17 protein-coding genes are annotated in these 23132 nt (G+C 68.9%); 14 read left to right on the plus strand and 3 right to left on the minus strand.

Annotated elements, in window-relative coordinates:
• Positions 1–71 precede the first annotated feature (71 nt).
• A complete protein-coding gene (locus CFB89_RS07930; protein WP_089467394.1) occupies positions 72–1346 on the minus strand; it encodes a M23 family metallopeptidase in 1275 nt (424 codons plus the stop codon).
• 324 nt (positions 1347–1670) lie between these two features.
• Complete coding sequence (locus CFB89_RS07935) at positions 1671–2333, minus strand: TetR family transcriptional regulator (RefSeq protein ID WP_089467395.1); 663 nt, start codon at positions 2331–2333, stop codon at positions 1671–1673.
• Between the two features lie 150 nt (positions 2334–2483).
• Here CFB89_RS07935 and CFB89_RS07940 point away from each other — a divergent pair, with 150 nt between their 5' ends.
• From CFB89_RS07940 to CFB89_RS08005, 14 genes are all read left to right on the plus strand, one after another.
• On the plus strand, positions 2484–3683 hold the full coding sequence (locus CFB89_RS07940) for a MexX/AxyX family multidrug efflux RND transporter periplasmic adaptor subunit (RefSeq protein WP_089467396.1): 1200 nt from the start codon (positions 2484–2486) through the stop codon (positions 3681–3683).
• Between the two features lie 15 nt (positions 3684–3698).
• Positions 3699–6839: a multidrug efflux RND transporter permease subunit gene (locus CFB89_RS07945; RefSeq protein WP_089467397.1), complete on the plus strand. Its 3141-nt coding sequence runs from the start codon at positions 3699–3701 to the stop codon at positions 6837–6839.
• A complete protein-coding gene (locus CFB89_RS07950; RefSeq protein ID WP_089467950.1) occupies positions 6839–8308 on the plus strand; it encodes an efflux transporter outer membrane subunit in 1470 nt (489 codons plus the stop codon). The genes CFB89_RS07945 and CFB89_RS07950 overlap by 1 nt, the downstream gene beginning before the upstream one ends.
• Before the next feature lie 826 nt (positions 8309–9134).
• On the plus strand, positions 9135–9647 hold the full coding sequence (locus CFB89_RS07955) for a fimbrial protein (protein ID WP_089467398.1): 513 nt from the start codon (positions 9135–9137) through the stop codon (positions 9645–9647).
• A gap of 121 nt (positions 9648–9768) precedes the next feature.
• A complete protein-coding gene (locus CFB89_RS07960; RefSeq protein ID WP_089467399.1) occupies positions 9769–12222 on the plus strand; it encodes a fimbria/pilus outer membrane usher protein in 2454 nt (817 codons plus the stop codon).
• A gap of 17 nt (positions 12223–12239) precedes the next feature.
• A complete protein-coding gene (locus CFB89_RS07965; protein WP_089467400.1) occupies positions 12240–12986 on the plus strand; it encodes a molecular chaperone in 747 nt (248 codons plus the stop codon).
• The gene (locus CFB89_RS07970; protein WP_089467401.1) at positions 12983–14005 is read left to right on the plus strand and encodes a fimbrial protein; all 1023 of its coding nucleotides are present in this window, start codon (positions 12983–12985) and stop codon (positions 14003–14005) included. Before CFB89_RS07965 ends, CFB89_RS07970 begins: the two co-directional genes overlap by 4 nt.
• Before the next feature lie 337 nt (positions 14006–14342).
• Positions 14343–15011 (plus strand): RNA polymerase factor sigma-70, encoded by a 669-nt coding sequence (locus CFB89_RS07975; RefSeq protein ID WP_089467402.1) that lies wholly within the window; start codon positions 14343–14345, stop codon positions 15009–15011.
• 85 nt (positions 15012–15096) lie between these two features.
• The gene (locus tag CFB89_RS07980; protein WP_006476052.1) at positions 15097–15339 is read left to right on the plus strand and encodes an MbtH family NRPS accessory protein; all 243 of its coding nucleotides are present in this window, start codon (positions 15097–15099) and stop codon (positions 15337–15339) included.
• 45 nt (positions 15340–15384) lie between these two features.
• Positions 15385–16392 (plus strand): TauD/TfdA family dioxygenase, encoded by a 1008-nt coding sequence (locus CFB89_RS07985; protein ID WP_089467403.1) that lies wholly within the window; start codon positions 15385–15387, stop codon positions 16390–16392.
• Complete coding sequence (locus tag CFB89_RS07990; RefSeq protein ID WP_089467404.1) at positions 16392–17243, plus strand: ABC transporter ATP-binding protein; 852 nt, start codon at positions 16392–16394, stop codon at positions 17241–17243. Before CFB89_RS07985 ends, CFB89_RS07990 begins: the two co-directional genes overlap by 1 nt.
• Positions 17240–19330: a Fe(3+)-hydroxamate ABC transporter permease FhuB gene (fhuB, locus tag CFB89_RS07995; RefSeq protein ID WP_089467405.1), complete on the plus strand. Its 2091-nt coding sequence runs from the start codon at positions 17240–17242 to the stop codon at positions 19328–19330. The genes CFB89_RS07990 and fhuB overlap by 4 nt, the downstream gene beginning before the upstream one ends.
• On the plus strand, positions 19327–20127 hold the full coding sequence (gene fhuF / locus CFB89_RS08000; RefSeq protein ID WP_089467406.1) for a siderophore-iron reductase FhuF: 801 nt from the start codon (positions 19327–19329) through the stop codon (positions 20125–20127). Before fhuB ends, fhuF begins: the two co-directional genes overlap by 4 nt.
• Positions 20124–21149, plus strand: a complete 1026-nt coding sequence (locus CFB89_RS08005; RefSeq protein ID WP_089467407.1) for an ABC transporter substrate-binding protein — start codon at positions 20124–20126, stop codon at positions 21147–21149. The genes fhuF and CFB89_RS08005 overlap by 4 nt, the downstream gene beginning before the upstream one ends.
• A gap of 192 nt (positions 21150–21341) precedes the next feature.
• Here CFB89_RS08005 and CFB89_RS08010 read toward each other — a convergent pair whose 3' ends face one another.
• The gene (locus CFB89_RS08010) at positions 21342–23087 is read right to left on the minus strand and encodes a cyclic peptide export ABC transporter (protein ID WP_089467408.1); all 1746 of its coding nucleotides are present in this window, start codon (positions 23085–23087) and stop codon (positions 21342–21344) included.
• Positions 23088–23132: the final 45 nt, after the last annotated feature.

Below are 23132 nucleotides of genomic sequence, written 5' to 3' on the forward strand. Positions count from 1 at the left end.
TAGAGAAGAGCACGCGAGCATTCTGACAACCGTACGCTCTTCTCCAACCGCCAGGACCGTGTGCCTCGGAGTCAGCCTCGTTCCGCCGAGTAGTGCGTATCGAAAACCGCGCGCAGCGTCGACGAACCGGTCGCGAAATCCCCCCACAGCGGCCCGTCGTTCTGCGCGAACGCGAACGGCGTCTTGTTGATCGACGCGAGGCGGAAGCGCCATTGCGCGGCTTCCTGGCGGAACGCGGTGAGCTGCATGTCGGACAGCCCCGTCTGCGCGTTCGCGAGCGTGACGAGCGGATCGACCGGATCGTTCGCAACCCGCACCTCGAAGTGCAGGTGCGGGCCGGTGGCCGCGCCCGTCATCCCGACCGAGCCGATGCGCTGGCCCTGCTTCACGGTTTCGCCGACCTTCAGCCCGCGAGCGTATGCGGACAGGTGCGCGTAGTACGTCGAATAGCCGTCCGCATGATCGACGATCACATAGCGGCCGTAGCCGCCCGGATCGGTGCCGACGAACGACACGACGCCGTCGGCCGCCGCATCGACCGGCGTGCCGCTCGGCGCGGCGAGATCGACGCCCGTGTGGAACGCCATCGCCTGCGACAGCGGATGGATGCGCTCGCCGAAGAACGAACTGATGCGCGTCCACTTGACCGGCATCGTGAACGCGGCGGCTTCGAGCGGCGAACCGTCGAGCGTGTAGTACGCACCGTGGTCGGCGCCCGGCGCGCGAAACCAGATCGCACCGAACGTGCGGCCGGCGACGCGCAGCTCGAGCGCGGTGAGGCGCGGCGTGCCGTCGTTCGTGTCGAACGCGACGCGGTAATAGTCGCCGCGCTGCGCACTCGCGCGCATCGCGACCTTGCCGGTGACGAGGTCGCCGAGCTGGATGCGCACTTCGGGCGGCACGTCGAGACGGTTCAGCGTATCGGACAGCGTGAGCTCGATGTCGCCCGCGCGCATCCCTTGCCGGTGATCGGGCGACGCGAACTGGAACAGGCTCGTGTAGCCGAGCATGTCGTTGCGATGCGCGCTGAGCGGCGCGAACAGGCCCGGCTGCAGGCTGCGATCGTTGTTGCGATCGAGATGTTCGTTGCGCTCGCCGATCGTGCGCGCGAGCTCGCTCGTCACGAAATGCTGCGCGGTGGGAAACGGCGTATCGGACAGCACGCGCTGCGGCAGCGCGGCCGTGCCCGAATCGACGGCGCCCGGCAGTTGCGACACGGCCGGCAGCGCGGCGGCGAGGCCGAATGCGGCGAGGGCGCCGAGCACGGCGGCCGGCACGAGCGCGCGCACGGCGCGCTGCGCGCGACCGGGCGCGACGGCATCAGGGGTTGCGACAGGCTTGACCAAGGTGTCCACATCCAGGAAAGCGGTTCAAAGGGGTGTGGGCGGGGGCCGCCGGCGGCACATCCGTCGAACGGCGACGGGGCGGGCGGCGGGCGTGCAACAAAACAGGCCCCGCCTGGGGCCTGTGTCGTTTCCGTTCGACCCAACCTGCGGGGCGGTGCCCGCTTCGAACGGCGGCGTGCATACCGGGTCGAACCCGGTTATCACGAAGACGCTAAAGAAAGATGACAGCGTCAGTCTACCGATGTTCCGCGAAACGTTAAAAATTTTAAAGAGGGTCGGCTCACTCGTTTCGCACTGCGGTAAGTCGGGTTAAATCAGCATTTGTTACGACGATTTTCGTTGGTCAGGCAATTTTTGCGTGCGCCGACGCAGCGCGGCGGACGTGCGCACGGCGTCGAAACCGGCGTCGAGCATCGCCTCGGCGTCGTTCCACAGGTTGCCGCGCAGCCGGTTGGTCCAGATCATCGACGCGAACACGCCTTCGAGCAGCGATACGAGATAGACGGCGGCCAGATGCACGTCGAGATCGGCGGCAACTTCGCCGGCTGCGATCGCGCGACGCAGCAACGCCTTCGTGATCCGCGGCATCTGCAGCTCGAGCAGCATGCGCCGCCGCAGCAGCGCGCTGTTTTCCTCGCTCTGCTCGCATTTCGTATAGAGGATCACGAGTACGCGCTGCATCGGGCCCGGCTCGCCGCATTCCTGCAGGTAGTGCGACGCGGCGCGCCGCAATGTAGCGAGCGGCCGCAGGCCGTCGCCCGCGTCGAATCCTTCGGACGTGCGCGCGAACGCGCGATCGCACATCGCCAGACACACGTCCATCTTGTTGCGGTAGTGGCCGTAGACGGCGCCCCGCGACATCCCGGCCGCCTCGGCGAGGTCCGCCATCGCGGTTTGCGCGACGCCTCTTTCGAGCAGCACGAGCTCGGCGGCGTCGAGGATCCGGTGCTTGATGGCGAGCGATTCTTCCCGGGTCTTGCGGGCCATGTCGTGAAATTCCTTACAGTTCGCTGTCGTTTTATTGAGACAGTGCGTCAGCCGATTGAAAGCGGATGTATTTAATCAGTCGTGACTGATTATAATCGGCCACCCTGAGCCGCCGCATTGTATCGGCGGCGAACGATCCGAGGTCGGAACATGAATAACACACGCACCCTGTGGCGCCGCATGCGGCTGGCGCCGTTCGCGCTCGCGGCGCTGCTGGCCGTGGCCGGATGCGGAAAGAGCGATAAGGACGCAGCGCCGGAGACCAAGCAGGCCACCGTCGTGACTGTGCGCCCGACGGCCGTGCCGATGACCGTCGAACTGCCGGGCCGGCTCGACGCGTACCGGCAGGCGGAAGTCCGCGCGCGAGTCGCGGGCATCGTCACCGCGCGCACCTACGAGGAAGGCCAGGAAGTGAAGCAGGGCGCGGTGCTGTTCCGCATCGATCCCGCGCCGCTGAAGGCCGCGCGCGACGCCGCGCAGGGCGCGCTCGCGAAGGCGCAGGCCGCCGCGCTCGCGGCGACCGACAAGCGTCGCCGTTACGACGATCTCGTGCGCGATCGCGCGGTGAGCGAGCGCGACCACACCGAAGCCGTCGCAGCCGATACGCAGGCGAAGGCCGAGGTCGCGTCGGCGAAGGCCGAACTCGCGCGCGCGCAACTGCAACTCGACTACGCGACCGTCACCGCGCCGATCGCGGGCCGCGCACGGCGCGCGCTCGTGACCGAGGGCGCGCTCGTCGGCCAGGACCAGGCGACGCCGCTCACGACCGTCGAGCAGCTCGATCCGATCTACGTGAACTTCTCGCAGCCGGCCGCCGATGTCGACGCACTGCGCCGCGCGGTGAAGAGCGGGCGCGCGACGGGCATCGCGCAGCACGACGTCGCGGTGACGCTGCTGCGCGCCGACGGCACCGCGTATCCGCTGAAGGGCAAGCTGCTGTTCAGCGATCTCGCGGTCGATCCGACCACCGACACCGTCGCGATGCGCGCGCTGTTCCCGAATCCGGAGCGCGAGCTGCTGCCGGGCGCGTACGTGCGGATCGCGCTCGACACGGCGGTGGACCAGCGGGCGATCCTCGTGCCGCGCGACGCGCTGCTGCGCACGGCCGACCGTACGTCGGTGCGTGTCGTCGGCGCGAACGGCAAGGTCAAGGACGTCGAGGTCGCGGCCGACCAGATGAGCGGCCATGGCTGGCGCATCACGCGCGGCCTCGCGGGCGGCGAGCGCGTGATCGTCGACGACGTCGCGCAGTTCGCGCCCGATACGGCCGTCCAGCCCGTCGAAAAGGCGCCGCCGTCGAAGGCGGCGCCGGCAGCAGCCGCATCGCAGGCGGCCGCCCGTCAAACCTGACCGGTTCAAACCAACATGGCACGTTTCTTCATCGATCGCCCCGTCTTCGCGTGGGTGATCGCCATTTTCATCATGCTGGGTGGCCTGTTCGCGATCCGCGCGCTGCCCGTCGCGCAGTACCCGGACATCGCGCCGCCCGTCGTCAGCATCTATGCGGCGTACCCGGGCGCGTCCGCGCAGGTCGTCGAGGAATCGGTGACCGCGCTGATCGAGCGCGAAATGAACGGTGCGCCGGGGTTGCTGTATACGTCCGCGACGAGCAGCGCCGGCGCGGCGTCGCTGTACCTGACGTTCAAGCAGGGCGTGAACGCCGATCTTGCCGCCGTCGAAGTGCAGAACCGGCTGAAGACGGTCGATGCGCGCTTGCCCGAGCCCGTGCGCCGCGACGGCATCCAGGTCGAGAAGGCCGCCGACAACATCCAGCTCGTCGTGTCGCTGACGTCCGACGACGGCCGGATGACGGACGTGCAGCTCGGCGAATACGCGTCGGCGAACGTCGTGCAGGCGCTGCGCCGCGTCGAGGGTGTCGGCAAGGTGCAGTTCTGGGGCGCCGAATATGCGATGCGGATCTGGCCCGACCCGGTGAAGCTGGCCGGGCACGGCCTCACCGCGTCGGATATCGCGTCGGCCGTGCGCGCGCACAACGCGCGCGTGACGATCGGCGACATCGGCCGCAGCGCGGTGCCGGACAGCGCGCCGATCGCGGCGACCGTGTTCGCGGACGCGCCGCTGAAGACGCCGGCCGATTTCGGCGCGATCGCGCTGCGCGCGCGGGCCGACGGCGCCGCGCTGTTCCTCCGCGACGTCGCGCGCATCGAATTCGGCGGCAACGACTACAACTATCCGTCGTACGTGAACGGCAAGGTCGCGACCGGGATGGGCATCAAGCTCGCGCCGGGTTCGAACGCGGTGTCCACCGAGAAGCGCGTGCGCGCGACGATGGACGAGCTGTCCCGATACTTCCCGCCGGGCGTGAAATACCAGATCCCGTACGAGACGTCGTCGTTCGTGCGCGTGTCGATGAACAAGGTCGTCACGACGCTGATCGAGGCTGGCATGCTGGTGTTCCTCGTGATGTTCCTGTTCATGCAGAACCTGCGCGCGACGCTGATTCCGACGCTCGTCGTGCCGGTCGCGCTCGCGGGCACGTTCGGCGTGATGTATGCGGCCGGCTTCTCGATCAACGTGCTGACGATGTTCGGGATGGTGCTCGCGATCGGCATCCTCGTCGACGACGCGATCGTCGTCGTCGAGAACGTCGAGCGGCTGATGGTCGAGGAGGGGCTCGCGCCGTACGACGCGACCGTCAAGGCGATGCGGCAGATCAGCGGCGCGATCGTCGGAATCACCGTGGTGCTGACGTCGGTGTTCGTGCCGATGGCGTTCTTCGGCGGCGCGGTGGGCAACATCTACCGGCAGTTCGCGCTGTCGCTCGCGGTGTCGATCGGCTTCTCGGCGTTCCTCGCGCTGTCGCTGACGCCCGCGCTGTGCGCGACGCTCCTCAAGCCGGTGTCAGGCGACCATCACGAGAAGCGCGGCTTCTTCGGCGGGTTCAACCGCTTCGTCGCGCGCGCAACGCAGCGCTATGCGGCGCGGGTCGGCACGATGCTGAAGCAGCCGGTGCGCTGGCTCGTCGTGTACGGCGCGCTGACCGCGGCCGCGGTGCTGATGCTCACGCAATTGCCGAGCGCCTTCCTGCCGGACGAGGACCAGGGCAACTTCATGGTGATGGTGATCCGCCCGCAAGGCACGCCGCTCGCGGAAACGATGCAGAGCGTGCGCGCCGTGGAGTCGGCGATCCGCCGCGACGAGCCGGCCGCCTATACATATGCGCTCGGCGGCTTCAACCTGTACGGGGAAGGGCCGAACGGCGGGATGATCTTCGTCACGCTGAAGAACTGGAACGAACGCAAGGCCGCGCGCGATCACGTGCAGTCGATCGTCGCACGCATCAACGAACGCTTCGCGGGCACGCCGAACACGACGGTGTTCGCGATGAACTCGCCGGCGCTGCCCGACCTCGGTTCGTCGAGCGGCTTCGACTTCCGGCTGCAGAACCGCGGCGGGCTCGACTACGCGACGTTCAGCGCCGCGCGCGAGCAACTGCTCGCGGCGGGCGGCAAGGATCGCGCGCTCACCGACCTGATGTTCGCGGGCACGCAGGACGCGCCGCAGCTGAAGCTCGACATCGATCGCGCGAAGGCGTCCGCGCTCGGCGTGTCGATGGACGAGATCAACACGACGCTCGCGGTGATGTTCGGCTCGGACTATATCGGCGACTTCATGCACGGCACACAGGTGCGGCGCGTGATGGTGCAGGCCGACGGGCGGCACCGGCTCGATCCGGACGACGTGAAGAAGCTGCGCGTGCGCAACGCGCGCGGCGAGATGGTGCCGCTCGCCGCGTTCGCGACGCTGCACTGGACGATGGGGCCGCCACAGCTCACGCGCTACAACGGCTATCCGTCGTTCACGATCAACGGCTCGGCCGCGGCCGGCCACAGCAGCGGCGAGGCGATGACCGCGATCGAGCGGATCGCCGCGAAGCTGCCGGCCGGCATCGGCTATGCGTGGTCGGGGCAGTCGTTCGAGGAGCGGCTGTCGGGCGCGCAGGCGCCGATGCTGTTCGCGCTGTCGGTGCTCGTCGTGTTTCTCGTGCTCGCGGCGCTCTACGAGAGCTGGTCGATTCCGTTCGCGGTGATGCTGGTCGTCCCGCTCGGCGTGATCGGCGCGGTGCTCGGCGTGACGCTGCGGATGATGCCGAACGACATCTATTTCAAGGTGGGGCTGATCGCGACGATCGGGCTGTCCGCGAAGAACGCGATCCTGATCGTCGAAGTCGCGAAGGATCTCGTCGCGCAGCGCATGTCGCTCGTCGACGCGGCGCTCGAGGCCGCGCGCCTGCGGCTGCGGCCGATCGTGATGACGTCGCTCGCGTTCGGCGTCGGCGTGCTGCCGCTCGCGTTCGCGTCGGGCGCCGCGTCCGGCGCGCAAACGGCGATCGGCACCGGCGTGCTCGGCGGCGTGATCACGGCGACCGTGCTCGCGGTGTTCCTCGTCCCGCTGTTTTTCGTGATCGTCGGCCGCCTGTTCGACGTCGGGCCGCGCCGGCGCGGCGGCGCGCAGCCGACGACGATGGAGGGTTCGCAACCATGATGTTCGCGCTGAATGCACGCGCCGCGCGGCGGGCTCCGCTCGCGCTGGCCGCCGCGCTCGCGCTCGCCGGGTTCGCCGGGTGCTCGCTCGCACCGCGTTACGAGCGTCCGACGGCGCCCGTGCCGGCGACTTATGCGCCGGTCGACGGCAGTACGGCGCCGGTGACCCGATCGAGCGCGGCACAGGATGCCGCGCTGCTCGACGACTGGCATGCCTATTTCACCGATCCCGCGCTGCAGGCGTGGATCGACGCGGCGCTCGCGAACAACCGCGACCTGCGGATCGCGGCCGGCCGACTCGAGGAAGCGCGCGCGCTGTACGGCGTGCAGCGCGCGGACCGGATGCCGTCGGTCGATGCGAATCTCGGCTATGAACGCGCGCGCCAGTACGACCCGGTCGTGCGCGAAAGCGCGATCAGCGGGCTGTATCGGGCGGGCGTCGGCGTCAGCGCATACGAGCTCGACCTGTTCGGCCGCGTGCGCAACCTGTCCGACGCGGCGCTCGCCGAGTATTTCGCGACCGCCGATGCGCAGCGCACGGTCCGTATCGGCGTGATCGCCGAAGTGGCGGGCGCGTACGTTTCCGAACGATCGTTGCACGAGCAACGGGCACTCGCTCGGCGCACGCTCGATGCGCGCGAACGGATGGCCGCGCTCACGCAGCGCCGCTATGCCGCCGGCACGAGCGACGCGATCGAGCTGCGGTCGGCCGAGATGCTGGTGGCGTCCGCGCGCGCGTCGCAGGCCGCGCTGCAGCGCGAGCATGCGCAGGCCGTACGGGCGTTGCAATTGCTGGCGGGCGACTTCGCGCGCAACGTGCCCGACGACGCGACCGCGCTCGACACGCTGTCGATCGCACCCGTGGCGCCCGGCGCGCCGAGCGCGCTGCTCGAACGGCGGCCGGACGTCCGGCAGGCCGAGGCGCGGCTGAAGGCCGCGAACGCGAACATCGGCGCGGCGCGCGCGGCGTTCTTCCCGCGCATCGCGCTGACGACCGACTACGGGTCGGTGAGCGACGCGTTCTCGAGCCTGTTCGCGGCCGGCACGAGCGTGTGGACGTTCGCGCCGCGCATCACGCTGCCGATCTTCGCGGGCGGCCGCAATCGCGCGAATCTCGACGTCGCGCACGCACGCAAGGACATTGCGGTCGCCGAATACGAGAAGGCGGTGCAGACCGCGTTTCGCGAAGTGGCCGATGCGTTCGCCGCACGCGACTGGATCGACCGGCAGCTCGCCGCGCAGCAGGACGTGTATGCGGCGGACGGCGCGCGGCTGAAGCTCGCGGAGCGCCGCTACGCGGGCGGCGTCGCGACCTATCTCGAGCTGCTCGACGCGCAGCGCAGCACGTACGAGTCGGGACAGGAGCTGATCCGGCTCAGGCAGCTCAGGCTCGCGAACGCGATCGCGCTGTATCGCGCGCTCGGCGGCGGCTGGGCGCCGGCTACGGCGGAGGCCGCGGCTTCCGCGTGACGTGCGACGTGCCACGCATCGCCTGACGCCGCAGCGGGTCGGGCGACATGGAGGCGGCCGTACGATGCGTCGTGCGGCCGCCTTTTGCCGCTCGGCATCGGCGCTTCCTGGCGCTGTTCCCCGCATCCTTTTCATCTCCCGGCAGGGCGCAGGCCGCTTGCCCGCCATCCGCACCCGGCGACCGATCGTGTCGCGCTCCGGCGCAAACGTGTGTCGCGTTCCTTCCCGTTTCATCTCGTCCAATCGGGCATGCCGGCCGCGTTCCAGCGGCCGCGCATGCATGCGATTCAAGTTCGGTAATTGACGATTGGATTAATCAACATATTGGAATGAATGGCGACGGCAAAGTGTCGCGGTAAAACGTTTGTATTCTTGCGCAATCGTTTGCGTGATAAATCCGTGTTGATGAAATGCCATCGTTAATTTCTTGTCAGTTGAAAATGATTCGATATTCGAGTTGTAATCGGACAACGATGGCGGCATTGGACAATGTTTTGTCCTTTGAGTGTCGGCCCTGCACAAGCCAATGCCAGCAAGGAAGAACGCGGTGCCGGTGATTGTCGGAAAGAAATGCCCTTAATTTTCAATCGGTTCCGGAAAATCAAAAAGGACTGCGGATAAAATCCCTGTCATTGGAAATCAAAAAGAAAGAATGGCGTTTTAGAGGGGTAAATCGAACATTGTCAGATGCATTTGACAATGATTTACAGAAATCTTTCATGGTTATCTCGATAATGCACGCCTCGTGCCGGGCGGGAGCCGCCATACGCTGCCGTTTGTATCCGTCACGTTGTCCATTCCATTTGCATTTTTCACGGGAAACGTCATGAAAAAATCCATCCTGAGCGCTGTCGCACTCGCGGCCCTGTCCACCTCGGCCTTCGCGGCGGGCACCGGCACGATCAACTTCACGGGCGAGATCGTCGCGGGCGCATGCGGCATCGATTCGGGCTCGGTCAACCAGACCGTGAACCTCGGCAAGGTGCCGACCAACGTGTTCAAGCAAGCCGGCGACAAGTCCACGCCGACCAACTTCGACATCAAGCTGACCGATTGCGACACGAGCGTCGCGAAGAACGCGTACTTCACGTTCACGGGCACGTCGAGCGCGGGCCAGCCGAAGCTGCTCGCCACGATCGGTTCGGCAACCAACGTCGGCATTCGCCTGCAGGCCGCGTCGGGCGAATACCTCGACAACGGCGCCGAGCAGAAGGCGCCGACCGTGCTGCAGAACGGCACGAACGTCGCGCGCTTCGCGGCGATGTCCGAAGCGACGGCAGCCGGCGTGACGCCGGGTACCGCCGACGGTGTCGCGAACTTCACGGTCCGCTACCAGTAAGCGTCCGTACCGGAGGAGGGGGCGTGCATGCCGTCCTCCTTCATCTTTCCTCCCGTTTCCGTTCTCCTCGGACTCCCGGTAGCACCGCGTGCGAATCAGACATTCCTTCCTTTGCGTCTCCGTGCTGGTCGTCGGCAGCCAGAGCCAGGCGACGGAATTCAATTCGTCGTTCCTCGACATCGACGGAACGCGCAACGTCGACCTGTCGCAGTTCTCGCAAGCCGACTTCACGCTGCCCGGCGAGTACATGCTCGACGTGCAGGTCAACGACCTGTATCTCGGATTGCAGCCGATCGAATTCGTCGCGGTCGATGCGACGGGCGCGGGCAAGCCGTGCCTGCGACCGGCGCTCGTCGCGCGGTTCGGCCTGAAGCCGTCGCTGGTCAAGGACCTGCCGCGCTTCCGGGGCGGCAGTTGCGTCGACTTGGCCGCGATCGAAGGGGCGACCGTGCGTTACCTGAAAAGCGACGGGCGGCTCAAGATCACGATTCCGCAGGCCGCGCTCGAGTTCACCGATTCGACCTACCTGCCGCCGGAGCACTGGTCCGAAGGGATTCCCGGCGCGATGCTCGACTATCGCGTGATCGCGAACACGAACCGCAACTTCGGTGCGGGCGGCGGCCAGACGAACGCGATCCAGGCGTACGGGACGGTCGGCGCGAACTGGGAGGCGTGGCGTGTTCGCGGCGACTACCAGGCGCAATCGAACGTGGGCAACACCGCGTACGCGGACCGCACGTTCCGCTTCAGCCGGCTGTATGCGTTTCGCGCGTTGCCGTCGATCCAGTCGACGGTGACGTTCGGCGACGACTACCTGAGCTCCGACATTTTCGACACGTTCGCGCTGACGGGCGCGTCGATCCGCAGCGACGACCGCATGCTGCCGCCGTCGCTGCGCGGCTATGCGCCGCTGATCTCGGGCGTCGCGCGCACCAACGCGACCGTCACCGTGTCGCAGGCCGGCCGCGTGCTGTACGTGACGCGCGTGTCGCCGGGCGCGTTCGCGCTGCAGAACGTCAACACGAGCGTGCAGGGCACGCTCGACGTCGCGGTCGAGGAAGAGGACGGCAGCGTGCAGCGCTTCCAGGTGACGACGGCCGCCGTGCCGTTCCTCGCGCGCACCGGCCAGTTGCGCTACAAGGCAGCGGTCGGCAAGCCGCGCCTGTTCGGCGGCGCCGGCGTCACGCCGTTCTTCGGTTTCGGCGAAATCGCGTACGGTTTGCCGTTCGACGTCACCGCCTATGGCGGCTTCATCGCCGCGTCGGGCTATACGTCGATCGCGCTCGGCGTCGGTCGCGATTTCGGCGCCTTCGGCGCGGTGTCGGCCGACGTCACGCATGCGCGGGCGCGCCTGTGGTGGAACGGCGCGACACGCAACGGCAATTCGTATCGCATCAACTATTCGAAGCACTTCGACGGGCTCGACGCGGACGTGCGCTTCTTCGGCTACCGCTTCTCGGAGCGCGAGTACACCAGCTTCGCGCAGTTTTCCGGCGACCCGACCGCGTACGGCCTCGCCAACAGCAAGCAGCGCTATTCGGCGACGCTGTCGAAGCGCTTCGGCGACACGTCGACCTATTTTTCCTACGACCAGACGACCTACTGGGCGCGTGCGAACGAGCAGCGCGTCGGCCTGACGCTCACGCGCGCGTTCTCGATCGGCACGCTGCGCAACCTGAACGTCAGCGTGTCGGCATTCCGCACGCAGAGCGCCGGTGCGAGCGGCAACCAGTTCTCGGTCACCGCGACGCTGCCGATCGGCGGCCGCCACACCGTCACGTCGAACCTGACGACGGGCAACGGCAGCACCAGCGTGAACGCCGGCTACATCTACGACGATCCGGCCGGCCGCACCTATCAGGTCAATGCGGGCGAGACCGACGGCCGCGCGTCGGCGAACGCGAGCTTCCGGCAGCGCACGTCGGCGTACCAGCTCACCGCGCAGGCATCGACGCTCGCCAATGCGTATGCGGCCGCGTCGCTCGAAGTCGACGGCTCGTTCGTCGCGACGCAGTACGGCGTGTCCGCGCACGCGAACGGCAATGCGGGCGATACGCGGCTGCTGGTGTCGACCGACGGCGTGCCCGACGTGCCGCTGTCCGGCACGCTCACGCGCACCGATTCGCGCGGCTACGCGGTGCTCGACGGCATCTCGCCTTACAACGTGTACGACGCGACCGTGAACGTCGAGAAGCTGCCGCTCGAAGTGCAGGTGACGAACCCGATCCAGCGCATGGTGCTGACCGACGGCGCGATCGGTTTCGTGAAGTTCTCCGCCGCGCGCGGCAGCAACCTGTACCTGACGCTGACCGACGCGGCCGGCAAGGCGCTGCCGTTCGGCGCGTCGGTGCAGGACGCGGCGAACGGCAAGGAACTCGGCATCGTCGGCGAGGGCGGCGCGGCGTTCCTGACCCAGGTTCAGCCGAAATCCGCGCTGGCGGTGCGGGCGGGCGAACGCACGCTGTGCACGATCGACGCACTGCCGAACCAGCTCCAACTCGAAGGCACGCCGATTCCGGTGACGTGCCGGACACCGGGCGAGTCGCATGCGGCGGCCGCGCGGGTCGACCGATGATTTTCATGGATCCAGCGATGAAGAACGCTTTCTCCCTTTCTTTCCCGCGGCGCGCGCTGTGCGTGTTCGCGAGCGCCGGCGCGATGCTGGCAGGCGCCGCGCAGGCGGCGATCGTGCCCGATCGCACGCGCGTGATCTTCAACGAAGGCGAGCAGGCCGCGATCGTGACGATCACCAACAAGAGCGCGACGTATCCGTATCTGGTGCAGTCGTGGCTCGAGGACGCGAAGGGCAACAGGACCACGTCGCCGCTGATGGTCGTGCCGCCGCTGCAACGCATCGAGGCGAACGAGCGCAACGTGCTGCGGATCGCGAAGCTGCCGGGCACCGGGTTGCCGGCCGATCGCGAAACGGTGTTCTACCTGAACATCCGCGAAGTGCCGCCGAAGACCGATACGCCGAATACGCTGCAGATCGCGCTGCATACGCAGATGAAGCTGTTCTACCGGCCGAAGGCGGTGCAGCCCGCGCGCGACGAGGACTGGACGCTGCCGATGACGCTGCGGGTGGATGCGGCCGCGCACAAGCTGGTGTTCGACAACCCGACGCCGTACCACGTGACGGTGGTCGACGTGAGCGCGGGCGCGCAGAAGACGCCGGTGCCGATCGAGCCGGTGATGGTGAGCCCGATGAGCACGGCCGACGTGCCGTTCAAGGCCGCGACGCCAGCGACGCTGTTCGTCACGCATATCGACGATTACGGCGGCCAGGTGGCGGTCGAGTATGCGTGCGACGCGGGTGCGTGCAAGAGCGTGAAGAAATGAGCGCGGGCATGCGCGATCGGGCGGCGCCGGCGGCATGGTTGCGCTGGGTCGTACTCGCGCTGCTGATCGCGGCCGTGCAGCCGGCGTGGGCGCTGCGCTGCCTGACGAACAGCGGCGCGACGTCGTTGACCGAGCCGATCGGCGGCGTGGCGTCGTATCCGACCGACGCGCCCGACGGCTACGTGATCTGGGTGTCGCCGGTGCGCACGACGTCGGGGTATTGCTACAAGGATCTGGGGGACGCCGGCAGCCTGAAGGTCGTCGACAACGTCTACTTCTACGCGAATCCGAATCGCACGGACCCTGTCGCGTGGGGGCTCGAGATCGGCATCCGCTACAAGGGCGTCGATTATTTCGACAAGACCAGCAATCGCGGCGGCGGGGTGTTTACCGGCTATGCGGTGCCGCCGTGCAGCCGGTACGACTTCGACCGCGGGCGTTGCCAACGCACGAACATCAGCATCGACTACCAGGTCGTCGTGCGCAAGAAGGGCAACTGGGTCCAGCCGCCGAGCGATATCTACACGGTGTTCCAGTTCGACGGCGAGTTCGGGCTGAATGCGTTCGGCACGAGCTTCCAGTACCGGCTGAGCGGCCTGCGCAACCTCAAGCCGACGCCGTGCTTCGTCGACGTGCTCGTGACGCCCGAACCGGGCATCGTCAATTTCGGGCAGGTGCAGGCGGCCGGTAACGGCTTCATGCCGGCGGTGCCGCGCAAGCGTTTTTCGCTGTCGTTGACCAAGAAATGCAACGTCGCGGTGCGGGTGGACGGGTATTTCGAAACGAGCTTTCCGGTCCAGAACGGCTTGCTGGTGCCGGCGAAGGACAGCAATTTCGGGATTGGCATCGAGGATGGCCAGGGCAAGGCCATTCCGTTCAACCAGCAGTTCACGCTGGCTCAGTTCGCGTCCAACGTGATGAACCAGAGCGTGCCGATGGACGCGGTGCTGAAGTCGTTCGGGCCGCCGAAGATCGGACGATTCGATGCGACGGCGACGATCCGGTTGTTCATCTACTGACGGCGGGGGGCGCGGCGGCATGCGTGCCGTCGGATCGCGGAAACAGCTTGCCGGCGTCACGCAAGCCGTGCGGATCGCGCGGCCGGCGTCGCGCGTCGATGCAGGGCGGGGCCGACATCATGGACCTCGGCCGTTTCGGCCGTCCGGCAATTTCCTTTGGCGCGGAAAGCTTGCCGTGCTCCGCGGACACCTCGCGTTCATCCCGTCCGTCAACGCGGACATTCCGGCAATTGATCAGACAAATCCCGACAATTCAAAGGGTCATCTCGTAATCGGATTGAGAATGATTTGCGTTTACGTTAAATTCCCTTATCTCGGAATTTGACGGAGCAGATCGATGGCGATGGCGGAAGTGCTCGACCGACCGACGGCGGCAGCGGCAAACCCGTTCCTCGGCAGTTATCCGGACTTGCCGGCGCGCGCCGCGCCGCGCGTGCGCCGGGCGTCCGAGCCCCGTGCGCAGGGCGCGCTGCTCGACGTGCTGATCTCGCATCGCGCGATGCTCGTCAACGTCGCGCGCGGCTTCGTCGGCTGCGCGAGCCGCGCGGAGGACATCGTGCACGACGTATTCGTGAAGCTCGTCGAATTCCCCAATCAGGACGCGGTGCGCCAGCCGGTCGCGTACGTGACGCGGATGGTGCGCAACGCATCGATCGACGCGTGCCGCCGGCAAAGCCTCGAAAACGTCTATCACACGGAAGAGGACGACGGCTACGACGTGCCGTCGCCCGAACCGACGCCGGAAGCCGCGCTGATGACGCGCGACACGCTGCGGCGCGTGTGGGCCGCGCTCGACGACCTGCCGGCGCGCAGCCGGGCGGCGTTCGAGATGGTGCGGCTGCGCGAGGAGACGCTGCAGACCGCGGCGCGCGCGCTGAACGTGTCGCAGACGCTCGTGCATTTCATGGTGCGCGACGCGGAGCGCCACTGCGCGGAATGCCTCGACGCGTGCCACCGCGGCGTCGCCTGCCCGGTGTTCCTGGGCGGTCGCGCACGGCGGCGGTAAAAAAACGCGCCGCCCAACCGTCTATCAGACAGGAGCGGCCGAATTCGCCGCTTCGCTTCCTTCAACCGCCCAGCGATTTCCGATCATGACGCAAGCCCCGACGCCTTCCGCCGACACCGACGATCTCGTCTATACGGTCGTCATCAACGACGAAGAACAGTATTCGATCTGGCCGACGTTCCGGCCCGTGCCCGCCGGCTGGCGGGAAGTCGGCGTGAGCGGCCCGAAGGCCGACTGCCTCGCGCACATCGAAACCGTCTGGACCGACATGCGCCCCGCGAGCCTGCGCCGCGCGATGGACGGCGAGCGCGCAACGCGCGCGTCGTGACCCGTTGCGCCGCATGTGCGGCGCGTCACCTGAAGAGGACGTTGCATGACCCTGCTTTCGTTGCCGACGCTCGACGACCTGCGTATCGAGCCGGGGCTGCCCACCGTCGTGTCGCCGCGCGGCAACGACGGGATGTCGATCGACGACGTCGCGCCGCTCGCGCGCGAGATCGCGGCCGACACGCTCGAACGGGCGGGCGGCGTGCTGTTCACGGGCTTTCGCGTGCCGTCGATCGACACGTTCCAGCAATTCGCGGCCTCGTTCGGCGATCCGCTGATCGGCTATGAATACGCGTCGACGCCGCGCAGCCAGGTCGAGGGCGCGGTCTACACGTCGACCGAATACCCGCCGCACCGCGCGATTCCGCTGCACAACGAGCAGTCGTACACGCGCGAATGGCCGCTGCGGATCTGGTTCCACTGCGCGCTCGCCGCGCCGAAGGGCGGGGCGACGCCGATCGCGGACAGCCGCGCCGTGTACCGCGCGCTCGATCCGGCGCTCGTCGCGCGCTTCGAGAAGCGCGAGCTGCTGTACGTGCGCAATTTTGGGCAGGGGCTCGATCTGCCGTGGCAGCAGTCGTTCGGCACCGACGAGCCGGCCGAGGTCGAGCGGATGTGCGCGGCGCGCGGCATCGAATGCGCATGGCGCACGGACGACGACGGCGAACTGCTGCTGCGCACGCGGGAACGCTGCCAGGCCGTCGCGCGTCATCCGCGCACGGGCGACCGAGTGTGGTTCAACCAGGCGAACCTGTTTCACCTGTCGGCGCTCGACGACGACATGCAGGAAGCGCTCGTCGACGCGGTCGGGCTCGAGAACGTGCCGCGCAACGTGTATTACGGCGACGGCGAACCGCTCGAGGCCGATGCGCTCGCGCAGATCCGCGGCGTGCTCGACCAGCAGCGCATCGTGTTCCCGTGGCGCACCGGCGACGTGCTGATGCTCGACAACATGCTGACCGCGCATGCACGCGACCCGTTCGAGGGGCCGCGCAAGGTCGTCGTCGCGATGGCGCAGAGTTACACGGTCCCGCGCGACCGAACGGAGGATTGATGACGCGTAGTGCCGCCGCGCTTGCCGCGCGCGGGCTGTCGGTGGGATATCGCGACCATGTCGTGATCGACGGGCTGGACCTGTCGATCGCGGCCGGCCGCGTAACCGCGCTGTGCGGACCGAACGGCTGCGGCAAGAGCACGCTGCTGCGCACGCTCGCGGGCCTGCAGCCCGCGCGTGCCGGCCAGGTCGACGTGAACGGCAAGCCGCTCGCGTCGTTTCGCCGTCGCGCGCTCGCGCGCGAGCTGACGATGCTTGCGCAGTTCAACCAGATTCCGTCGGGCCTCACGGTGCGCGAGCTCGTCGCGTACGGGCGCTATGCGTACGGCGGCTTCCTGCGCGGCCTGTCGCGGGCCGATCATGCGGCGATCGATGAGGCGCTCGACACGAGCGGCCTCGCGGGCGACGCGGAACGCGACGTCGGCGCGCTGTCGGGCGGCGAACGCCAGCGCGCGTGGATCGCGATGGCGCTCGCGCAACAGGCGCCGATCGTGCTGCTCGACGAACCGACGACCTATCTCGACATTCATCACCAGCTCGACATCCTCGATGCGCTGCGTGCGCTGAACCGCGCACGCGGGCTGACGATCGTATGGGTGCTGCACGACCTGAACCAGGCGGCCGCGTACAGCGACGAGATCGTGCTGATGCGCGCGGGCCGCCTCGTCGCGCAGGGCACGCCGGACGCGATGCTCGACCCGGCGCGGCTGCGCGCGGCGTTCGGCGTCGAGATGCTGAAGCTCGCGCATCCGCAGACGGGCGCGCCGATGTGCGTGCCGGCCTACGGGCCGTCGACCGACGGCGCGCCGCCGCAGGCGGCCGGCGTCTTCGACCGGGATCTCGCCGTATGACGACGTTCGCGATGCGCAAGCGCCTCGCGGCGACGGGCAGGGGCGCGGCGAAGGGGCGGGCCGGCGCGATCGCGTTCGGCCTCGTCGCGCTGATCGCGCTGCTCGCGGCGCTGCGGATCGCCCCCGATCTGCGCGTGTGGTGGGCCGCGGCGCCCGGCAGCGATGCCGCCGCGCTCGCGCACGTGTTCCTGTTCGACCTCAACCTGCCGCGCGTCGCGGCCGCGCTCGTCGCGGGCGGCTGCCTCGGCATCGCCGGCGCGCTGTTCCAGTCGCTCACGCGCAATCCGCTCGCGTCGCCCGACCTGCTCGGCGTGACGGGCGGCGCCCAGCTCGGGCTGCTCGCGGCGATGCTGGTGCCGGCGCTGGCGGGCGTCGCATCGGTGCCGCTGTTGTTCGTGTGCGGGCTCGCGGCCGCCGCCTGCGCGATCGTCGCGGCGGGCGGCTGGCGCGCGACGCCGTTGCGGCTCGTGCTCGCGGGCAGCGTCTGCATGCTGCTGTTCGCGGCGCTGTCGACGCTCGTGCTCGCGTTCTTCGAGCAGAACATCGCGGGCGCCGCGCTGTGGACCAACGGCAGCCTGTACCAGCCGGGCGCGACGGGCCTCGCGCTCGCCGCGCGCTGGCTCGTCGTGCCGCTCGTCGCGCTGCCGTTCGTGATCCGGCCGCTGAATCCGCTCACGCTCGGCGACGATGCGGCGGCCGCGGCCGGCGTGCGCGTCGATGTGACGCGGCTCGCCGCGACGATCGTCGCGGTCGCGTTCACGAGCGTGGCCGTCAGCATCGCGGGCCCGCTGTCGTACGTCGGCCTCGTCGCGCCGAACCTGCTGCGCCAGGTGCGCGGCGCGCGCGCGGCGCGGCTCGGTGTCCTGGTGCCGCTGTCGGCGCTCGCCGGCGGTGCGCTGGTGCTTGTCACCGACAGCGCAGTGCTCGCGTCGGGCCTCGATGCGACGCTGTCGACCGGCGTCGCGATCGCGCTGGTCGGCACGCCGCTGATGCTCGCGATGATCCGGCGCGGCGCCGCGTGGTCGGGCGTGTTGCATGCGGATGGCGAACGCGCGGCGGGCGGCGGCTCGACGCGGCTCGTCGGCTGGCTCGAACGGCTCGGCTGGCCGTTGCGCACCGTGCTGTTCGTCGTGGCGGGCGGCCTGGTCGTGTTCGTCGGCGTGTCGGCCGGCCCCGAATGGCTGTCGCCCGCGCGCTGGTCGGCCGCGCTGTCCGGTCACGACGCGCTCGCGCGGATGCTGATCGACCTGCGCATGCCGCGCCTGCTGTGCGCGCTGCTCGCCGGTGCGTTGCTGGCAGTCAGCGGTGTCGCGATGCAGAGCGTCGTGCGCAATCCGCTCGCGGGCCCCGAAGTGCTCGGCGTGACGCAGGGCGCGGGGCTCGTCACGCTGTTCGCGTTGTCGACGTGGCCGCTGATGGGCCATGCGACGCTTGCCGCCGCCGCGCTGATCGGCGGCGGGCTGTCGCTCGCGATCACGCTCGCGCTGAATCACCGCCATCGCTACGCGCCGCTCGCGGTTGCGCTCACCGGCATCGTGATCGGCGCGCTGTGGACCACGCTCGCGCAATGGCTGATCACGCAGGAAAGCGTGCAGCCCGCGCGCTTCGTCGTGTGGCTCGTCGGCGGCACGTACGGCCGCAGTTGGGGCGAGGTGTCGATGCTGCTGCCGTGGTGCGTGCTCGCGGTGCCGGTGTTCGCGTGGCTCGCGAAACCGCTCGACATGCTCGCGCTCGGCGACGATCAGGCGGCCGCGCTCGGCCTGCCGGTGGCCGCGCTGCGGCCGCTCGCGCTGACGATCGCGACGCTCGCCGCGTGCGCGGCCGTCGCGGCGGTCGGGCCGGTCGGCTTCATCGGGCTGATGGCGCCGCACGTCGCGACGATGCTCGGCGCGCGCCGGCATCGCACGCGGCTGTGGCTCGCGGCGGCATGCGGCGCGCTGATCCTCGGCGTCGCGGATCTGGCGGCGCGCACCGTCGTCGCGCCGCGCGAAGTGCCGGCCGGCGTGCTGACCGCGCTGATCGGCGCGCCGTACCTGCTCGGGCTGCTGATTCTCGAGGGGCGCCGCGCCCGGCGCGCGGGGCGATGACGCCGGCGCTCGACGGCGCGCGCGCCACGCGCTTTTCGGCGTTCGCGCCGGAACCGTTCGCCGAGCACCTCGACGTCGTGTGGCTCGGCATGCCCGACGACGCGCATGCGCCGGGGCGCGTCATCGTGCCCGTCAGCGCGTTGCCCGCGCACCGCGACGCCGTGCTCGGCGCGATGGTCGACCATTACGGCGGCGATCCCGCGCAGCATGCGCGCGCGCTGATGTCGCAATGGAGCAAATACTATTTCGGCCGCGCGGCGCCGGCCGGCGTCGTCGCCGCGCTGACGCTCGGCCGTCCGCTCGACATGACGCCCGAACGCACGTTCGTCGCGCTCGACGACGGAATGCCGGCCGCGCTGTATTTCGCGAGCGATGCGCTCGGCGCGCCGTGCGACGAACCCGAGCCGCGCTATGCGGGGCTCGTCGCGCATCTCGGCGCGGTGATCGACCTGCTCGCGGCAATGGGCCGCGTCACGCCGCGCGTGCTGTGGAGCAACGCGGGCAACCTGCTCGACTATCTGCTCGATACGTATCGTGCGCTGCCGTGCGCGGCCGATCCCGTCCGCGATGCGGACTGGCTGTTCGGTTCGGCCTGCGTGCGCGGCGAATCGAATCCGCTGCGCCAGCCCGTGCGCGATGCCGTGCCGCGCTCGCCGCTGCTGCCGACGCCGTTTCGCGCGCGCCGCGTGTGCTGCCTGCGCTACGAAATTCCTGGAGAAACGCAACTGTGTGGAAGCTGCCCCCTGCTACTGACGATGGACGACGCGGCGCTGGCCGGGCAGGACGCGATCCGGTGACGCACGCCGGTCGCCGGCATGTGCTCGGCACGCTCGCGGCCGCGCTCGGCGCCGCGTGGTGCGGCGCGTTTTCCGCATCGGCGGCCGCCGCTTCCGTGGCCGGAGGCGCCGGCGGTGCGCAGGGCGGCGTGTCGCTGGCCGGCAATCCCGTCGTGTCGCAGGCCAGCGCGAGGATGCCCGTGAGGCCGCAGCGCGTGGTCGCGCTCGACTTCATGTTCGCGGAAAGCGTGATCGCGCTCGACCTCGTGCCGGTCGGGATGGCCGATACCGCGTTCTACCCGGGCTGGCTCGGCTACCGCAGCGAGCAGCTCGCGCACGTGACCGACATCGGCTCGCGGCAGGAGCCGGGGCTCGAGGCGATCGCGGCGGTCAAGCCGGATCTCATCATCGGCGTCGGTTTCCGGCATGCGCCGATCTTCGACGCGCTCGACCGGATCGCGCCGACGATCCTGTTCCAGTTCAGCCCGAACGTGTCGGAAGACGGCGTGCCGGTCACGCAGCTCGACTGGATGCGGCAGATCTTCCGGACGATCGGCGCGGTGACGGGGCGCGACGCGCGCGCGCAGGCGGTCGAAGCGCAACTCGACGCCGGCATCGCGCGCAACGCGGCGCGGCTCGCGGCCGCGGGCCGCCACGGCGAGCGCGTCGCGCTGCTGCAGGATCTCGGCTTGCCCGATCGTTACTGGGCCTATACGGGCAACAGCACGTCGGCGGGCCTCGCGCGCGCGCTCGGGCTCGATCCGTGGCCGCGGAAGCCGACGCGGGAGGGCACGCTGTACGTGACGTCGGCCGATCTGCTGCGGCAGCGCGACCTGGCCGTGCTGTTCGTGACCGCGTCGGGGATGGACGTGCCGTTGTCGTCGAAACTCGATTCGCCTGTATGGCGTTTCGTGCCCGCGCTGCGTGAGCACCGGATCGCGCTGATCGAGCGCAATATCTGGGGATTCGGCGGCCCGATGTCGGCGCTGAAGCTGGCCGACGTGATGACCGATACGATGCTGAAGCTGCCGGCCGTGCGTTGAGCGCCGGGCGCGCTTCGAGCCGCGGACGACGCTGCATTTGACGGGCAGGGCGCGGCGACCGGCCTGACGACACGCGGTTTCCGCCTTTCCGTTTCGCGACACGTCAGTCGAATCCCCCGCTGAAACGAAAATCGCCGACTCGCTGCCATCGCAGCGTGTCGGCGATTTTTTCGATCGACCGTCGGTGTCGTGTTACGCGCTCAGCGCATCGACGCCATCCTGCGCACGCAGGCGCGCCGGTTGCGTGTCGCTGACGATGCGCCCGTTGTCGAGCTTCAACAGACGGTCGGCGAGATCGAAGTAGCGGTCGTCGTGCGTGATCACGATCACGGCCTTGCCGCGCGCGCGCAGCTCGGGCAGCAGTTGTTCGTAGAACACGGCCTTGAACGACGGGTCCTGGTCGGCCGCCCATTCGTCGAACAGGTAGAACGGGCGATCTTCCAGGTAGGCGACGACGAGCGCGAGCCGCTTGCGCTGCCCGGTCGACAGCGCGCGCGTCGAAAACGCGCCGTCGACCACCTTCACCTTGTGGTCGAGCGCGAGTTTCGCGACGAGCGCGTTCGCCCGCGCATCGGCCTGCGCGCGGGACGGATCGTCGGGGTCGACGATGCCGAGCAGCGCATCGAACAGGTGGAAATCGTTGAACACCGCGCTGAAGCGCTGCCGATAGGCCGCGCGCTCGCGCCAGCCGATCGTGCAGCCATCGACCTCGATCGTGCCTTGCTCGGGCTCGTACAGCCCCGTCAACACCTTCGCGAGCGTCGTCTTGCCGCTGCCGTTGCCGCCGACGATGAACACGAGCTCGCCCGGCTTGATCGTCAAATCGATCGGCCCGATGCTGAACATCCGTTCGTCGCGCTCGTGGAAATACGCATGCGTGACGCCGCGCAGCGTGACCGCGCCGGCCGGCGGCATGTCGGGCGCATCGGCCGCGGGCGGCACCGTGCGCAGCGCGCCGAACTCGGCCATCACGCCTTCGATCCGCGTGAGCGACACGCGCGCCGCGTTGACGGTCGGCAGGTTGTTCAGCAGGCCGTCGAGCGGCACGAGCATGAACAGGAACACGACGACGTAGCCGGCGGCCGCGGCCGGGTCGGCATGCACGCCGAGCTGCGGCCAGAACGACGCGACGCCGAGGAATACGTAGAACAGGAAGATGATCCAGCCGACCCCGACCGCATACGCGCTGAACGCGCGGCGGCGGTGGTCGCGCACTTCGCCGATGGCGGCGCCGAGCTGGCCGTCGACGAACTGGCGGGCGCGCGCGTCGTGCAGCTTCAGCTCCTTCGCGCCGGAGAACAGCGAGCCGAGATAGCCGAACAGGCGGTCCTGCGCCTGACCGGCGGCTTCGAGCGCCGCGATCGCGCGGCGGTCGCCGGTGTGATAGCCGAGCGAGCCGGCGACGATCGCGGCCAGCGCCAGCAGGCACACGGGCCACGACAGCCACGCGAGATAGCCGAGGCAGCCGAACACGATCGAGCCGTGCATGACCAGGTTCGGCAGCGCGAAGAACAGCATCGACACGTTGGTCGCGTCGTCGGTCAGCACCGATTGCACGGGCGCCGCGCCGATCCGCTCGATGTCGCGCAGTTCGGCCGCGCCGACGCGCCGCGCCAGATGCACGCGCAACCGCGCCATCGTGTCCTGCGACAGGCGTGCGAACAGCGTGCCCGACACGATCCGCGTGACGAGCGCGATCACCGCGCACAGTGCGAAGCGCCACGCGAGGGACGCATCGGCGGCCCCCGGTTGGGACAGTGCGCGGTTCAGCGTCGCGACGAGCAGCACGCTCGCGACGCCGTTCAGCACGCAGGCGGTCAGCGCCAGCGTGAGCGACACGCGGCTTTCGCGCAGCAGCGCAAGGATCAGGCGCGCCGCGGGGCGGCCGGGGGAAGCGTCGAGGGACGGCGGGGAAGAAGGCTCGTGGGCGGCTGTCATCGGCAACGTCGGTAAAGGGAAGGCAGGCAATAACGCGAAAAACGG

The organism is Burkholderia sp. AU16741 (assembly GCF_002223345.1).
Taxonomy (GTDB): domain Bacteria; phylum Pseudomonadota; class Gammaproteobacteria; order Burkholderiales; family Burkholderiaceae; genus Burkholderia; species Burkholderia sola.

Excerpts from the sequence above, each read along its gene's own strand:
- CFB89_RS07935 (WP_089467395.1), bottom strand. The coding sequence starts at position 2,333 with ATGGCCCGCAAGACCCGGGAAGAATCGCTCGCCATCAAGCACCGGATC.
- CFB89_RS07940 (WP_089467396.1), top strand. The coding sequence starts at position 2,484 with ATGAATAACACACGCACCCTGTGGCGCCGCATGCGGCTGGCGCCGTTC.
- CFB89_RS07945 (WP_089467397.1), top strand. The coding sequence starts at position 3,699 with ATGGCACGTTTCTTCATCGATCGCCCCGTCTTCGCGTGGGTGATCGCC.
- CFB89_RS07950 (WP_089467950.1), top strand. The coding sequence starts at position 6,839 with ATGTTCGCGCTGAATGCACGCGCCGCGCGGCGGGCTCCGCTCGCGCTG.
- CFB89_RS07955 (WP_089467398.1), top strand. The coding sequence starts at position 9,135 with ATGAAAAAATCCATCCTGAGCGCTGTCGCACTCGCGGCCCTGTCCACC.
- CFB89_RS07965 (WP_089467400.1), top strand. The coding sequence starts at position 12,240 with ATGAAGAACGCTTTCTCCCTTTCTTTCCCGCGGCGCGCGCTGTGCGTG.
- CFB89_RS07970 (WP_089467401.1), top strand. The coding sequence starts at position 12,983 with ATGAGCGCGGGCATGCGCGATCGGGCGGCGCCGGCGGCATGGTTGCGC.
- CFB89_RS07975 (WP_089467402.1), top strand. The coding sequence starts at position 14,343 with ATGGCGATGGCGGAAGTGCTCGACCGACCGACGGCGGCAGCGGCAAAC.
- CFB89_RS07980 (WP_006476052.1), top strand. The coding sequence starts at position 15,097 with ATGACGCAAGCCCCGACGCCTTCCGCCGACACCGACGATCTCGTCTAT.
- CFB89_RS07985 (WP_089467403.1), top strand. The coding sequence starts at position 15,385 with ATGACCCTGCTTTCGTTGCCGACGCTCGACGACCTGCGTATCGAGCCG.
- CFB89_RS07990 (WP_089467404.1), top strand. The coding sequence starts at position 16,392 with ATGACGCGTAGTGCCGCCGCGCTTGCCGCGCGCGGGCTGTCGGTGGGA.
- fhuB (WP_089467405.1), top strand. The coding sequence starts at position 17,240 with ATGACGACGTTCGCGATGCGCAAGCGCCTCGCGGCGACGGGCAGGGGC.
- fhuF (WP_089467406.1), top strand. The coding sequence starts at position 19,327 with ATGACGCCGGCGCTCGACGGCGCGCGCGCCACGCGCTTTTCGGCGTTC.
- CFB89_RS08010 (WP_089467408.1), bottom strand. The coding sequence starts at position 23,087 with ATGACAGCCGCCCACGAGCCTTCTTCCCCGCCGTCCCTCGACGCTTCC.